This window comes from Roseovarius tolerans (genome assembly GCF_028885395.1).
Lineage (GTDB): Bacteria > Pseudomonadota > Alphaproteobacteria > Rhodobacterales > Rhodobacteraceae > Roseovarius > Roseovarius tolerans.
Genome location: NZ_CP118494.1, coordinates 2,603,364 through 2,617,272, shown reverse-complemented (window position 1 = coordinate 2,617,272; position 13,909 = coordinate 2,603,364). Strand labels below are relative to the sequence as shown.

Below are 13,909 nucleotides of genomic sequence, written 5' to 3'. Positions count from 1 at the left end.
GATGAGACTTTTCTACTGGACAGCGTTTTGGGTGTTTTTGTTCGATCAGGCGACGAAATACCTCGTGGTTCACGCGATGGACCTGCGGATGCTTGGACGGATCGACGTTTGGCCGCCCTATCTCAACCTGCGCATGGCATGGAATTACGGGATTAATTTTGGGCTCATGGCCGGTGATAATCCGGTCACACGCTGGGTACTGATCGCGGTGGCGCTGGTGATTTCGGGGGCGGTTCTGTGGTGGGTGCATCATGAGCCTGCGGGCCGATGGCAGAAAATCGCAGCCGGCCTGCTGGTGGGCGGTGCGCTCGGGAACGTGATCGACAGGCTGATCTATGGTGCTGTCGCTGACTTTCTCAACATGTCGTGCTGCGGGATCAACAATCCCTATGCGTTCAATGTGGCCGATATCGCGGTCTTTGTCGGGGCCTTCGGGCTGGTTCTGTTGCCTGCGGGGAAAAAGCCCTCGTGACCTTGGCCTTGGAATGCGATAAGGAGCGGGAAAGTTGCAGGGGAGTGGCGATGAAGATGCCGCGCAAGACCGTTTTGATCCTTCTGGCCGCGACCATTGTTGCGGGCTGTGGCGCGCGCGATGACGACGTGACGCTGACGCGCATTCGCAACACCGGGAACGGGCCCGACGAATTCTCGATCATCCCGGGCAAGCCGCTGCAAGCGCCCGAGGACCTGTCGACGCTGCCGGTGCCGACGCCCGGCGGCAGCAATCGCACCGATCAAAACCCGCTGGCCGATGGGGTCGCTGCACTGGGTGGCAATCCGGCGGCGGTGAATGCGCAGGCCCCCGCCGCGAGCAACGGCGCGCTGGTCAATCACGCCAACCGCTATGGCGGCACGCCCGGCATCCGGCAGACCTTGGCGCAGGAAGATCGCGAAATCCGCCGCTCTTATGGCCGGGTCAACGTGCTGCGCATCCTGCCCGGCGATGACTACGTGCAGGCGTATCGCCGTGACTGGCTCGATGCCTATGCCGAAGAGCGCCGTCTGCGCCGTCGCGGAATCGTGACCCCCGCAAGCCCGCCGCCGCCTGAAGGCTGATGGTTGAAACCGGGCGGGCAAGGCGTATCTATATCGAAACCAAGTCCTGACCGACCGGAGATCCCCGTCATGCGAAACCTCACCGTCTGGCTCTTTGCCGCGCTGACCGCCATCCTGCCCCTGAGCGTGATGGCGCAGACATCAGATCAGGTCACGTCCTTCGCCCTCGACAATGGCATGCAGGTGGTGGTCATCGAGGACCATCGTGCGCCGGTGGTTACGCACATGGTCTGGTATCGCGCCGGGTCGGCGGATGAGCGGCCCGGCGTCTCGGGCGTGGCGCATTTTCTGGAGCACCTTCTGTTCAAGGGCACCAAGACGATGGAACCGGGCGAGTTTTCATCCACCGTGGCGCGCAACGGTGGCTCGGATAATGCCTTTACCAGCTATGATTACACCGCGTATTTCCAGCGCATCGCCGCGGATCGTCTTGATCTGGTGATGGGGATGGAGGCGGACCGCATGGTCAACCTGCAACTGGACGAGGCCGATATCGCCACCGAGCGCGATGTCATCATCGAAGAGCGCAATCAGCGGGTCGAGAACAATCCAAGCGCGCTGTTTCGCGAACAAAAGAGCGCGACGCAATATCTCAACCACCGCTACGGCGTGCCGATCATCGGCTGGCGCCATGAGATGGAGGCGCTTGATCTCGACGCCGCACTCGACTTCTACGAGATGTATTACGCACCCAACAATGCGATCCTCGTCGTGGCGGGGGATGTGACCCCGGATGAGGTGCGCCGCCTCGCCGAACAGCATTACGGTGTGATCCCGGCCAATACCGACCTGCCCGAGCGCACCCGTCCGCAGGAACCCCCGCAACTGGCAGAGCGCCGGATGACGATGCGCGATGCGCGCGTCTCGGAGCCTTATGTCACGCGGTCCTATCTTGCACCCGAGCGCGATAGCGGCGCGCAGCAAGAGGCTGCGGCATTGATGCTTCTGGCCGAGTTGCTGGGCGGGGGGCAGACCTCGTTCCTGAACGAGCGGCTGCAGTTCAATGAGAAGATCGCGGTGCAGGTGGGGGCGTGGTATTCGGCGAGTTCGCTTGATGACACGACGTTTGACCTTGCAGTGGTGCCGGCGGCCGGAGTGAGCCTGCAACAGGCTGAAGATGCGCTCGACGAGGCGCTGACCGCGTTTCTCGAGACCGGGCCTGACGCAGAGGCGCTGGAGCGCATCAAGATGCAGGTGCGGGCCGAGGAAGTCTATGACCGCGACGATGCCGGTGGCCTTGCGCGGCGCTATGGTCGTGCGCTGACCCAAGGGCTGACGGTCGAGGATGTTCAGGCCTGGCCCGGCATTCTGCAAGACACGACACCAGAGCAAATCATGCAGGCCGCGCGCCGGGTGCTGGACCGTAGTCAATCGGTCACCGGATGGCTGATGGCCCCGGAGGTGACCCAATGATCCGTATTCTGCTGAGCCTGTTCCTGCTGATCGCGGCGCTGCCCGCGCGCGCCGAGGTCGATATCAAGGAGATCACCACCCCCGGCGGGCTGACCGCTTGGTTGGTCGAGGATCATGCGATCCCGTTCGTGGCGCTGGAATTGCGGTTTCGCGGCGGTGCCTCGCTTGATGTCGAGGACGCGCGCGGGGCCACCAACCTGATGGTGGGGCTGCTGGAAGAGGGTGCGGCTGACATGGATGCGCAAGCGTTCGCCCGGGCACGCGACGCGCTGGCGGCGAAGTTCAGCTATAACGTGAGCGATGATGCCGTCGCCGTGTCCGCGCAGTTCCTGACCGAGAACCGTGAGGCCGCGCTCGACCTGCTGCGCGCGAGCCTTGTGGAGCCGAGTTTTTCACCCGAGGCGCTCGAGCGGGTGCGCCAGCAGGTGCTGTCCGGCCTGCGATCGGCGCGGACCGATCCGCGCGACCTGATGAGCAAGGCGTTTGACGGGCTGGTCTTTGGTGACCATCCCTATGGAAGCCAGCTGGAAGGCACGGTCGAAAGCGTCGAGGCGCTGAACCGCGAGGATATCGTGGGCGCCCACGCGCGTGCGCTGACGCGCGAGCAGGTCTATATCAGCGCCGTCGGGGACATCGCCGAAGCGGATCTGGCAACATTGCTCGACGATCTGCTGGGTGATTTGCCGCAAGAGGGTGCGCCCTTGCCCGCCGAGGCCGATCTGAACCTGCCCGGCGGTGTCGAGGTGGTGCCGTTCGAGACGCCGCAATCCGTTGCAGCCTTTGCACAACGCGGCGTTGACCGCGACGATCCGGATTTCTTTGCCGCCTTCGTGCTCAACCATATCCTCGGGGGCGGCGGGTTCGAAAGCCGCCTGATGACCGAGGTGCGCGAAAAGCGCGGCCTGACTTACGGGGTCTATTCCTACCTCGCGGACAAGGATGCCGCGCAGCTTTGGATGGGGTCGGTCGCATCGGCCAATGACCGCGTCGCCGAGGCGATTTCCGTCATTCGCGATCAATGGGCGCGCATCCGCGACGAGGGTGTGACCGCAGAGGAATTACAGGATGCCAAGACCTACCTGACTGGCGCGTTTCCGCTGCGGTTCGAGGGCAACGGCCCGATTGCGTCGATTGCCGTGGGCATGCAGATGGACGGCTTGCCGCTCGATTATATCGCCAATCGCAATGACATGGTGAACGCCGTGACGCTGGAACAGATCAACCGCGTCGCGCGCGAGCGGCTTGACCCCGAGGCGCTGACCTTTGTGGTGGTTGGCCAGCCCGAGGGGCTCGACGAGCAGGTGAACTGACCTTGCAATAGCCGGGCGACCCTCGCGTGGCCCGGCGATATGCCTCTGGACAGTGCCGGGCCGTGGTGGCAGGATTTGATCAAATTCCTCAAGACTGCCCGGAGGCCCTCCATGAAAGACGACAACTTCCTGCGTGAAATGAACGCCCGCCACCTGTGGCACCCGATGGGCCATCCCGGCGAGCAGCAGACCAACGCACCCAAGATCATAAAAGGGGCCGAGGGCGTGCGGATCACCGATATCGACGGGCATGATCCGGTGGATGCGGTTGGCGGACTGTGGTGCGTCAACCTCGGCTATTCCAACGACGCGGTGAAACAGGCGATTTCCGATCAGCTTTGGCAGTTGCCCTATTACTCGGCCTTCGCCGGAACCACCAACCCGGCGGCGATCGAGGCGTCCTATGCGGTGCAGGAATTCTTTGCCGAGGACGGGATGACCCGTGTCTTCTTTACCTCTGGCGGGTCCGATAGCGTGGACACGGCGCTGCGCATGGCGCGACAGTATCACCGCCTGCGGGGCGAGCCGACACGCACCAAGTTCCTCAGCCTCAAGAAGGGCTATCACGGCACCCATTGGGGTGGGGCGTCGGTAAACGGTAACAATCGCTTCCGGATCACCTATGAGCCGCTCTTGCCGGGCTGTTTCCACCTGCCTAGCCCTTATACCTATCGTAATCCGTTCGATGAAACTGATGGTGCCAAGTTGGCCGAAAAGATCGCCGCCGCGATGGTCGACGAGATCGAGTTTCAGGACCCCAGCACCATCGCCGCCTTCATCATGGAGCCGATTCAGGGCGCGGGTGGGGTGATCGTGCCGCATGCGAGCTTTATGAAGCACATGCGTGAGATCTGCGACCGCTACGGCATCCTGATGATCTCGGACGAGGTGATCACCGGCTTTGGGCGCACCGGCGACTGGACCGGCGCGCGGCATTGGGGCGTGCAGCCCGACATGATGACCATCGCCAAGGGCATCACCTCGGGCTATTTTCCGGTGGGTGGCGTTCTGCTGGGCGACAAGGTGGCGGATGTGTTCGAGAACGCGGGCCCCGAGGGCAGCATCTGGACCGGCTACACCTATTCGGCGCATCCCGTCGGGGCTGCGGCGGTGGTGGCCTGCCTGTCGGAAACGCTGCGGCTGGACACCAAGACCAACGCGGCGGCGCGCGGCACGCAGCTTTATGACGGTGTCTGCAAGCTGGCGGAGAAATACGACATCATCGGCGATGTGCGGGGTGGGCATGGCCTCATGACCGGGATCGAACTGGTCAGCGACCGGGCGAAGAAGACGCCGATGGATGCCGAAACCATGAAGCGCGTGCATCAGGCAACCTATGAGGCGGGGACCATGGTGCGGCTTGGCGCGCATAACGTGCTGATGTCGCCGCCTCTGGTGATCTCTGAGGCAGAGGTCGATGTGATCCTCGCCTCGCTTGATGCAGGGTTTGCAGCAGCCTGAGCGACAGGCCAAGCCGGTTCAAACGGCTTGGCGCAAGCGCTTTGAAAAGCGCTTGCGCGCTGAGCCTTGCAAGGCTCAGCCAAATCGGCTCCACGCCGATTTCATGGCATTCGACATGTTTTCCCAGGCCTGATCGGCGCCGGTCTTGAAGTCCTTCCACGCCTCGGTGCTGGCTGCCTGTATCTTGTCATACTCGGCCTCCATCTCACCACGCCTTTCGCGTAGGTCCTTGATCTGCTCCTGATACTTGGCCTGCATGTCGGCGGACGCTTCGCGCGACTGCGCCTGCAGCTTGTCGATCTCGGCTTTCCACTGATCGAGCTGGGCCTGAAGCTTTTGCTGATATGTTTCCTTGTCCATCTTGTGGTCTCCTTTGATCTGTTGATCGCGTTTACAGTGTAGCAGGTATGCACGCTGCGCCGAAATGAAAGGGGCCAGCGATTGCGCGCTGGCCCCCTGTGGTCGACGCCGTGACGTCAGGGTTACTCGAACTTCTTGATTTCCCCAGATTTCAGGCGGCTCATGTAGCTGTTGAGCTCGCGCTTGACGATCGGCATCAGGAAGTAGAGGCCGATGATGTTCACCACCGCCATGGCAAAGATCGCCGCATCCGAGAAGTCGATCACCGGGCCGAGATTGGCGGCCGCGCCGATCACCACGAAGATGCAGAAGATCACCTTGAACACCAGTTCCTTGGTCTCACCCTCGCCGAAGAGGTAGGTCCAGGCCTTGAGGCCGTAATAGGACCAGCTGATCATCGTCGAGAAGGCAAAGAGCACGACGGCGATGGCCAGCACATAAGGAAACCAGCTGATCGCGCTGCCGAAGGCCGCCGAGGTGAGGCCGACGCCCGAGGTGCCGCCGACGGTCTGCACGGCGGTGCCCGCCTCGTTCAGGAGGTAGTTGCCATCGGGCCCGGCCACAAGCTGCCCGGTGATGATGATCACCAGCGCCGTCATGGTGCAGACCACGACCGTGTCGATGAACGGCTCGAGCAGCGACACGAAGCCTTCGGTGATCGGCTCCTTGGTGCGCACCGCCGAGTGGGCAATGGCCGCAGAACCGACGCCCGCCTCGTTGGAAAACGCCGCCCGCTTGAAGCCCTGGATCAGCGCGCCGACCATGCCGCCCGCGACGCCAAGCCCGGTAAAGGCCCCTTCGAATATCTGGCCAAAGGCCCAGCCGATCTGATCGGCATTCATCGCGATGATGATCAGCGCTGTGCCGACATAGAGGATACCCATGAACGGCACCACTTTTTCGGTCACCTTGGCGATGGATTTGAGACCGCCCACGATCACAGCAAAGACCACACCGGCAAAGATCACGCCAGTGATCCAGCCCGGATAGGCCCCGACGATCCCGGAAATCTGCTGATGCGCCTGGTTGGCCTGGAACATGTTGCCGCCACCGAGCGCGCCGAGGATACAGAAGATCGAGAACAATACGGCGAGGATCTTGCCACCGGGCAGGCCGCGTTCGGCAAAGCCCTTGGTCAGGTAATACATCGGGCCGCCCGAGACGCGCCCGTCGGGGTACTCGTTACGGTATTTCACGCCCAAGGTACATTCGGTGAACTTCGACGCCATGCCCATCAGACCCGCGAGGATCATCCAGAACGTGGCCCCCGGCCCGCCGATGCTGACCGCCACCGCGACACCGGCGATATTGCCGAGGCCCACCGTGCCCGACAGCGCCGTGGCAAGCGCCTGAAAGTGGCTGACCTCACCGGCGTCGTTGGGATCGGAATAATCGCCCTTCACCAGCGCGATGGAATGGCCCACGGCACGGAACTGGATAAAGCCGAAATAGAGCGTAAAGACCGTGGCCCCGATTACCAGCCAGGCCACGATCCAGGGGAAATTGGTGCCCGGAAAGTTGGAGAAGATCAGGCTGACGAACCAGCCCGTGGAACTGGCGAAGATCTGGTTGACCTTGTCGTCAAGCGAGGCCGCCTGCTCTTGTGCGAAGGCAGGCGCGCTCATCAGCGCGAGCCCCGCCGCGGCGAGGGCCGCGGGAAATGCGTTTCGATACATCTGTTGTAATCCCTGTTCTTGTTGTTCTGTCACGGCACGATGGTGCAGGGCACCGGTGCCGTCTGGACGAGCGCGCCCGCGACCGAGCCGAAAACCCGCGCGCCAAGCGCCGATTGCCCGTCACGACCGATGATGATCTGCACGGCGTTGTGCTCCTTGGCGACCCGCCCGAGGATTTCAGCGGTGTTGCCGTAGCGGATCACCACCTCGTTTGGGAGCCCGGCATCGTCGAGTTCCGCCTTGACCGTGGTCATGATCGCCTTTTCCGCGCGGGTCATTTCGTCCTTGCGGCGGGCGTGGCGCTCTTCCAGTTCCTGCGGCGTGAGAAAGGAATAGGGCGACCATTCGAGCACATGGGTCAGCACGATGGTGCCGCCCTGAGCGCGGGCACGGTCCACCGCGAATTCCAATGCGCGCCGCGCCGACACGCTGCCGTCGTAGCCGACGACGAATTTTCCAGACATGATGATATTCCCTCGTTGGTTGCTTTTCCGGGTGCGGTTCAATTGACCCGGTGAATCACTCTACCAGAGGTTAGGATTTCAATTTTCCCGGAATCCGCGCTTTCTCGCGCCATATGCGCCAAAATTCGACGCAATTCGGCCCGATTTGCAAAAATATCCCGAACCCGCAGAGCGACCCGCGCTGCGACGGGGTGTCACAGGCAGCCTTAATAGCTGAATTCGGCGTAGATGCGGCTCAGATCGCCTTGCCAGTCACCGTGATAGTGTTCCAGCAGCTCATCGGCGGGGGTTTTTCCTGAATCGACGCTCTCGCGCAGGGCGTTGAGGAAATGCGTCTCGTCGGGGATCATGCCGCCGCCGCCCGAGCAGCCGCGCGCCTTGAGGCCGGATTCGGAGATGTCGAGCACCTCGCGCGCCAGATCGTGCATGTCGACCCCGTTCACCTTGGCCTGAAGCCCGTCGACGCTCGCCGCGACCCGCAGGCCCTCGCGAGTTTCCGCATCCCAGCCCTTGGCAAGATCCCATGCGGCATCGAGTGCGGATTGGTCATACATCAGCCCGACCCAGAACGCGGGCAGCGCGCAGAGCCTGCGCCACGGCCCGCCATCGGCACCGCGCATCTCCATGAATTTCTTGATCCGCGCCTCGGGGAAAATGGTGGTGAGGTGATCGGCCCAATCACTGAGCGTGGGCTTTTCGCCGGGCAGGGCGGGCAGTTCGCCGTTCAGGAAATCGCGGAAGGACTGCCCCAAAGCGTCGATATACTGCCCGTCGCGATAGACAAAATACATTGGCACATCGAGCGCGTAATCGGCATAGGCCTCGAACCCGAACCCCTCGTCAAAGACAAACGGCAGCATGCCGGTGCGGTCGGCATCGAGATCGCGCCAGACCCGCGCGCGCCAGGACTTGTGGCCGTTGGGCTTGCCTTCCAGAAACGGGGAATTGGCGAAAAGCGCGGTCGCGACCGGTTGCAGGGCCAGCGCCACGCGGAATTTCTGCACCATGTCCGCTTCGGTCGAGAAATCGAGATTGACCTGCACCGTGCAGGTGCGGCGCATCATGGTCTGGCCCATGGTGCCGACCTTTTGCATGTAGCTGTCCATCAGCTTGTAGCGGCCCTTGGGCATCATCGGCATCTGGTCATGCGTCCAGACGGGCGCGGCCCCCAGCCCGATGAAGCCGACGCCGACCTTGTCGGCCACGTCCTTGACCTCGGCCAGATGCACGTTCACCTCGTCGCAGGTCTGGTGGATATTCTCCAGCGGCGCGCCACTGAGTTCCAGTTGCCCGCCCGGCTCCAGCGAGACATTGGCCCCGTCCTTTTCCAGCCCGATGAGCTTGCCAGCCTCTTCGACAGGGGCCCAGCCATGTCCGTCGCGCAGCCCTTCGAGCACGGCAAGCACGCTGCGTTCGCCGTCATAGGGGATGGGAAGGAGCGTGTCCTTGCAATAACCGAATTTCTCGTGCTCGGTGCCGATGCGCCAATCGGCCTTGGGTTTGCAGCCGCTTGCCATGTATTCGGCAAGCTGGTCATGGCGTTCAATCGGCCCGCCGCCGGATTGAGGGATGGACATGGTCGGGCCTCCTGAAGCTCTGCGCATCTGTTGTCGGGGGTCACAGTTGGCGGCAATCGCGAGCGGTGTCAATGCAGCCGGAAGGATGAAGTGACAGGTGCGCGCCGTTGCCAGATCACTGTCGGGTGATCGGGCAGGCGGTGCATCTGGGTCAGCATATGCTCGGTGCGCAGGCCGGGCAGGGTGGCGAAGGCATCAAACAGCGCCTCGGCGCCTTCGGCATTCACGGGGATATGCAGATCGGGGGCCTGCGGCTGGCTGAGCACCCAATGTGCGGGCTGGCCCGAGGGGTCGAGCGTGAGCCGGTCGAGATCGCGGATCGCAACCACGCCGCCGGTGAGCGGCCCGAAATAGGCAACCTGGCCCTCATCCACGCGCACCACGCCGGCGCCGCCCGCGCCGCCACGAAAGCGCGCGCGCTGCACGCCGATCATCAACATCGCGCCCGCCGCGATCAACAGGACATAACCCAACCAGTGCAACAGCCCGCCGGAGCCAAGCGTCCACCACAGGCCAAGCACGGCCAGCCCGGTGCCGGTCAGCACCTCGCGCCAGCGCCAGAGGGCGGCGCGCGCTTGCGGACGCACAAAGCTCATGCCCAGTCTCCGAGCGCCTGTTGCCAGACCGTCAGGGCGGCGACGGCGGCGGTATCGGCGCGCAGGATGCGCGGGCCGAGGCTGACGGGATGGGCGAAGGGCAGGGCCGAGAGCCGCGTGCGCTCGGTCTCGGAAAACCCACCCTCCGGGCCGATCAGGATCGCCCAACGCTCGCCACCCGCCGCGCGCAGGGTGGCCCCCGCACCGGCAAGCGCCTCATCGCAGAACATCAATTGCCGCTCCTCGGGCCAGTTGGTGAGCAGCGTGTCGAGCTTTTGCAGGCCGGTCACTTCGGGGACAAACGTGCCGCCGCATTGTTCCGCCGCCTCGACCGCGTGCGCCTGAAGCCGGTCCTGCCGGATGCGCTCGGAATTGGTGAAGTCGGTCTGCACGGGCACGATCCGCGCGGCCCCCATCTCGGCCGCCTTCTCGACGATGAAATCGGTGCGCGCCTTCTTGATCGGGGCAAACAGCAGCCACAGGTCGGGCGGGTCGCGTTGCGGGGTGGTCTGCGCCTCGCACACCAGCGTTCCGCTGCGCTTGCCCGCCTCGGCCACCTCGGCGCGCCATTCACCGTCGCGCCCGTTGAAGAGCAGCACCGCGTCACCCACCCCCTGACGCATCACGCCGAAGAGGTAATGCGCCTGATCGCGCGACAGAGGAATGGTTTGCCCTTGCCCCAGGGGGTGCTCTACATAAAGCCTGATCTTTGCCGTTTTCATGGGGCCAGCATATGACCGGAGACAACCAGACGCCAGAGGCCGAAGGCACGGTCGCCGACGCCTATCGCGGCAATTGGGTGGACCGGCTGGCGCCGCCCGCGACACGGCCCTATCTGCGGCTCTCGCGCGCGGACCGGCCGATCGGCACGTGGCTGTTGCTGTTGCCGTGCTGGTGGGGGCTTAGCTTGGCGATGCTGTCGGATAGACAGGCTGGCTGGCATGATCTGTGGATTTTCGCGGGCTGCGGCATCGGCGCATTCCTCATGCGCGGCGCGGGATGCACGTGGAACGACATCACCGACCGCGATATCGACGGCTCGGTCGCGCGCACCGCGTCGCGGCCCATCCCCTCGGGGCAGGTGACGGTCCGGGGCGCGGTAATGTGGATGTGCGCGCAGGCACTGGTGGCGTTTTTCATCCTGCTGACATTCAACTGGGCAGCCATAGGCCTTGGCATTCTGTCGCTGTTACCGGTCGCGATCTATCCCTTCGCCAAGCGCTTCACCTGGTGGCCGCAGATTTTCCTGGGTCTCGCCTTCAACTGGGGCGCGCTGCTGGCCTGGACGGCGCACACTGGGCGGCTGGAGGCGCCGGCGGTGGTGCTCTATCTGGCCGGGATCGCCTGGACGCTCTTCTATGACACGATCTATGCGCATCAGGATGCCGAGGATGATGCGCTCATTGGCGTGAAGTCCACCGCGCGGCTCTTTGGCCACAATTCCCCGCGCTGGCTGCGCTGGTTTCTGGTCGGCACCGTGTCGCTGATGGCGATGGCGGTGATCCTGGCGGCCCCTGATGGTCTGCCCGCCCTCGTGGCGGCGCTGTGCGGGCCTTGGGCGATGGGCTGGCACATGCAGGGGCAGATGCGAAAACTGGACCTTGAGGACAACGCGAGGCTTTTGACGCTGTTCCGCTCGAACCGCGATGCCGGGCTCTTGCCTGTGCCGTTTTTCGCCGTCGCCGTCCTGCTGTGATTGATATTGCCCCGGCACGCGCCTAAACACGCGGCAGGGACAACAAAACGGCAACGGTCACATGCGGTTATCCACGGTCTTTACCATCGGGTCGACATTCCTCGGGGCCATCGTGCTCAGCACGGTCGCCGCCGGATTCGCAGTAAGCGCGATCGAAGACGGATCGCGGCAAGGCGTGCGCGAGGCGCTGGATCAGCGTGGCATGGTCTGGACCGAGGTGGATACCGACGGTTTGCAGGTCTTTCTGGCGGGCACCGCGCCAACCGAGGCGGATCGCTTCAAGGCACTGTCGGTCGCGGGCACGGTGGTCGATGCCGCGCGGGTGATCGACCAGATGCTGGTCGAGGAGGCAGGCGACATCGCGCCGCCGCGTTTTGCCATCGAGATTCTGCGCAACGAAAGCGGGATTTCCCTCATCGGTCTTGTGCCAGCGACCCTTGATCGGTCGAAATTCCTCGCCGAGGTCAAGGATGTGACCGATGGTGCCCCGGTGGCCGATCTTCTGGATGCCGCCGATTACCCCGCGCCCGAGACTTGGGAGGACGCGCTGCGCTATGCCGTGCGGTCGCTCGGTGATCTGTCGCGCACCAAGATTTCGGTCAGCGCCGAACGGGTGGAAATCACGGCCATGGCCGAGAACGTCGCCGATCAACGGCGGCTGGAGACAGCCCTGGCGCGCCGGGTTCCCGAAGATGTGCGGCTCGCGCTCGATATTTCCGCGCCGCGCCCGGTGATCACGCCCTTCACCCTGCGCTTTTTGATCGACGAAGGCGGCGCGCGGTTCGATGCCTGTTCCGCCGATACGGTCGAGGCGCGCGACCGCATCTTGCGGGCGGCGGGCAGTGCCGGTTTGCAGGGCAAGGCCGAATGTACGGTCGGCATGGGCGTGCCCTCGCCCCGATGGGCGAAGGCGGCGGAACTGGCGATTGCCGCAGTCAAGGATCTGGGGGGCGGCAGTGTGACGTTTTCGGATGCCGATATCGCGCTCTGGGCACCGCAGGGCACCGAGCAAGGCAAATTCGATGATGTGATCGGACGGCTGGAGGCCGATTTGCCGGAGGTGTTCGCCCTTGATGCGACGCTGCCCGCGCCCGAAGGCGATGGCGAAAAGACCGTGCCCGAGTTCATCGCGACCCTGTCGCCCGAGGGGCAGGTGCTCTTGCGGGGGCGCGTGGGCAGCGCGCAATTGCGCGAGACGGTCACAAGTTTCGCCAAGGCGCGCTTTGCCTCGGACGCGGTGCATGTCACGGCCCGTGTGGCCGAAGACCTGCCGCGCGACTGGTCGATGCGCGTGCTTCTGGGGCTCGAGGCGCTGTCTTACCTGTCGAACGGTGCCGTGACGGTCACCCCCGACAGCCTCGATGTTCAGGGCAATACCGGGCGCAAGAGCGCGGGCACCGAACTGTCGCAACTGCTGTCGGACAAGCTGGGAAGCGGCGGCCAGTTCTCGATGGACGTCACCTATCAGGAGAAGCTTGATCCGGTGGCGCAATTGCCGACACCTGACGAGTGCGAGGCGCGCGTTGCCGAGGTGCAGGCGGACCGCAAGATCGGGTTCGAGCCGGGATCGGCGCGGATCGATTCGCAAGGTGCGGCGATCATGGACGAGATCGCCGAGATTCTGAAGCAATGCGGCGAGCTGAAGATGGAGATCGGCGGCCATACCGACAGCCAGGGCCGCGAGGAGATGAACCGGCAACTGAGCCTTGAGCGGGCGCGCGCGGTGCTCAACGAATTGCGGCTGCGGCGGGTGCTGACCTCGACCATCGAGGCCAAGGGCTATGGCGAGACCGCGCCGATTGCCGACAATGACACCGAGGAAGGTCGCGAGATCAATCGCCGGATCGAATTCAGGATTATCCGTCCCAAGCCGCTGGTCGAGGAGCAAACAGCGCTTGAAAGCCTCGAGGATACGGGGGAAGAAGGGCAGGAGACAGAAGAGCCCAATCAGGACCAGACCACGGATGAACAGAACTGAGTTTATCATCGCCACCGCCATCGTGCTGTTCGTGGCGTTCTGCATGGGCTGGTTTGCCAATTGGCTGGTGCATCGCTTCATCCGGGTGGGGGCGTCAGATGTGGGCGAGTTGGAGCGCATGGCGCAGGAGTTGCACGAGGCCGAGGAGACCCGCGATCAGGCGATCACCTATCTCCAGCAGCGCGAAGCGGAATTGACCAACCAACTGAGCCAAACCGAGGCGGAGCTTGCCGCCACGATGGAGGGCCTGCGCGAGGCGCGCTACGAGGCCGAACAGATGCGCGCCCATCTCGACAAGCTGAGCCGGGCTGCGAGCTGATCG

Annotated in this window: 14 protein-coding genes; 8 read left to right on the top strand and 6 right to left on the bottom strand. The window is 63.8% G+C overall.

Going from position 1 to position 13,909, the window contains the following annotated elements:
- Position 1 precedes the first annotated feature (1 nt).
- The 5 genes from lspA (at position 2) to PVU19_RS12965 (ending at position 5,240) form a co-directional block, all read left to right on the top strand.
- The gene (lspA, locus tag PVU19_RS12985; protein WP_050662479.1) at positions 2-472 is read left to right on the top strand and encodes a signal peptidase II; all 471 of its coding nucleotides are present in this window, start codon (positions 2-4) and stop codon (positions 470-472) included.
- A gap of 50 nt (positions 473-522) precedes the next feature.
- The gene (locus PVU19_RS12980; RefSeq protein WP_050662480.1) at positions 523-1,056 is read left to right on the top strand and encodes a DUF3035 domain-containing protein; all 534 of its coding nucleotides are present in this window, start codon (positions 523-525) and stop codon (positions 1,054-1,056) included.
- 69 nt (positions 1,057-1,125) lie between these two features.
- The gene (locus tag PVU19_RS12975; protein ID WP_050662481.1) at positions 1,126-2,469 is read left to right on the top strand and encodes a M16 family metallopeptidase; all 1,344 of its coding nucleotides are present in this window, start codon (positions 1,126-1,128) and stop codon (positions 2,467-2,469) included.
- A complete protein-coding gene (locus PVU19_RS12970; protein WP_050662482.1) occupies positions 2,466-3,779 on the top strand; it encodes a M16 family metallopeptidase in 1,314 nt (437 codons plus the stop codon). The genes PVU19_RS12975 and PVU19_RS12970 overlap by 4 nt, the downstream gene beginning before the upstream one ends.
- Before the next feature lie 111 nt (positions 3,780-3,890).
- A complete protein-coding gene (locus PVU19_RS12965; RefSeq protein ID WP_050662483.1) occupies positions 3,891-5,240 on the top strand; it encodes an aminotransferase class III-fold pyridoxal phosphate-dependent enzyme in 1,350 nt (449 codons plus the stop codon).
- Between the two features lie 75 nt (positions 5,241-5,315).
- Here the strand turns inward: PVU19_RS12965 and PVU19_RS12960 are convergent, their stop codons facing one another.
- From PVU19_RS12960 to PVU19_RS12935, 6 genes are all read right to left on the bottom strand, one after another.
- Positions 5,316-5,600 carry a sll1863 family stress response protein gene (locus PVU19_RS12960; RefSeq protein ID WP_050662484.1) on the bottom strand — a complete coding sequence of 95 codons (285 nt, stop codon included), beginning with the start codon at positions 5,598-5,600 and terminating at the stop codon, positions 5,316-5,318.
- 122 nt (positions 5,601-5,722) lie between these two features.
- Complete coding sequence (locus tag PVU19_RS12955; RefSeq protein WP_050662485.1) at positions 5,723-7,276, bottom strand: alanine/glycine:cation symporter family protein; 1,554 nt, start codon at positions 7,274-7,276, stop codon at positions 5,723-5,725.
- A 29-nt stretch (positions 7,277-7,305) separates the two neighbouring features.
- Entirely contained in the window at positions 7,306-7,740 is a 435-nt protein-coding gene (locus PVU19_RS12950) for a universal stress protein (RefSeq protein ID WP_050662486.1), read from the bottom strand.
- A 206-nt stretch (positions 7,741-7,946) separates the two neighbouring features.
- On the bottom strand, positions 7,947-9,317 hold the full coding sequence (locus PVU19_RS12945; protein ID WP_050662487.1) for a glutamate--cysteine ligase: 1,371 nt from the start codon (positions 9,315-9,317) through the stop codon (positions 7,947-7,949).
- A 68-nt stretch (positions 9,318-9,385) separates the two neighbouring features.
- On the bottom strand, positions 9,386-9,913 hold the full coding sequence (locus PVU19_RS12940; protein WP_050662488.1) for a hypothetical protein: 528 nt from the start codon (positions 9,911-9,913) through the stop codon (positions 9,386-9,388).
- Positions 9,910-10,635: a 16S rRNA (uracil(1498)-N(3))-methyltransferase gene (locus tag PVU19_RS12935; RefSeq protein ID WP_050662489.1), complete on the bottom strand. Its 726-nt coding sequence runs from the start codon at positions 10,633-10,635 to the stop codon at positions 9,910-9,912. Before PVU19_RS12935 ends, PVU19_RS12940 begins: the two co-directional genes overlap by 4 nt.
- Positions 10,636-10,646: 11 nt before the next feature.
- Between PVU19_RS12935 and ubiA the strand changes: the two genes are divergently transcribed.
- From ubiA to PVU19_RS12920, 3 genes are all read left to right on the top strand, one after another.
- Positions 10,647-11,609, top strand: coding sequence for a 4-hydroxybenzoate octaprenyltransferase (gene ubiA / locus PVU19_RS12930; RefSeq protein ID WP_050662490.1), 963 nt, complete (start codon positions 10,647-10,649; stop codon positions 11,607-11,609).
- A gap of 61 nt (positions 11,610-11,670) precedes the next feature.
- Positions 11,671-13,587: an OmpA family protein gene (locus tag PVU19_RS12925; RefSeq protein ID WP_050662491.1), complete on the top strand. Its 1,917-nt coding sequence runs from the start codon at positions 11,671-11,673 to the stop codon at positions 13,585-13,587.
- Positions 13,574-13,906 (top strand): hypothetical protein, encoded by a 333-nt coding sequence (locus tag PVU19_RS12920; RefSeq protein WP_050662492.1) that lies wholly within the window; start codon positions 13,574-13,576, stop codon positions 13,904-13,906. The genes PVU19_RS12925 and PVU19_RS12920 overlap by 14 nt, the downstream gene beginning before the upstream one ends.
- The last annotated feature ends 3 nt before the right edge of the window (positions 13,907-13,909 follow it).

Coding starts and splice junctions, on each gene's coding strand:
- lspA (WP_050662479.1), top strand. CDS start 2: ATGAGACTTTTCTACTGGACAGCGTTTTGGGTGTTTTTGTTCGATCAG.
- PVU19_RS12980 (WP_050662480.1), top strand. CDS start 523: ATGAAGATGCCGCGCAAGACCGTTTTGATCCTTCTGGCCGCGACCATT.
- PVU19_RS12975 (WP_050662481.1), top strand. CDS start 1,126: ATGCGAAACCTCACCGTCTGGCTCTTTGCCGCGCTGACCGCCATCCTG.
- PVU19_RS12970 (WP_050662482.1), top strand. CDS start 2,466: ATGATCCGTATTCTGCTGAGCCTGTTCCTGCTGATCGCGGCGCTGCCC.
- PVU19_RS12965 (WP_050662483.1), top strand. CDS start 3,891: ATGAAAGACGACAACTTCCTGCGTGAAATGAACGCCCGCCACCTGTGG.
- PVU19_RS12960 (WP_050662484.1), bottom strand. CDS start 5,600: ATGGACAAGGAAACATATCAGCAAAAGCTTCAGGCCCAGCTCGATCAG.
- PVU19_RS12955 (WP_050662485.1), bottom strand. CDS start 7,276: ATGTATCGAAACGCATTTCCCGCGGCCCTCGCCGCGGCGGGGCTCGCG.
- PVU19_RS12950 (WP_050662486.1), bottom strand. CDS start 7,740: ATGTCTGGAAAATTCGTCGTCGGCTACGACGGCAGCGTGTCGGCGCGG.
- PVU19_RS12945 (WP_050662487.1), bottom strand. CDS start 9,317: ATGTCCATCCCTCAATCCGGCGGCGGGCCGATTGAACGCCATGACCAG.
- PVU19_RS12940 (WP_050662488.1), bottom strand. CDS start 9,913: ATGAGCTTTGTGCGTCCGCAAGCGCGCGCCGCCCTCTGGCGCTGGCGC.
- PVU19_RS12935 (WP_050662489.1), bottom strand. CDS start 10,635: ATGAAAACGGCAAAGATCAGGCTTTATGTAGAGCACCCCCTGGGGCAA.
- ubiA (WP_050662490.1), top strand. CDS start 10,647: ATGACCGGAGACAACCAGACGCCAGAGGCCGAAGGCACGGTCGCCGAC.
- PVU19_RS12925 (WP_050662491.1), top strand. CDS start 11,671: ATGCGGTTATCCACGGTCTTTACCATCGGGTCGACATTCCTCGGGGCC.
- PVU19_RS12920 (WP_050662492.1), top strand. CDS start 13,574: ATGAACAGAACTGAGTTTATCATCGCCACCGCCATCGTGCTGTTCGTG.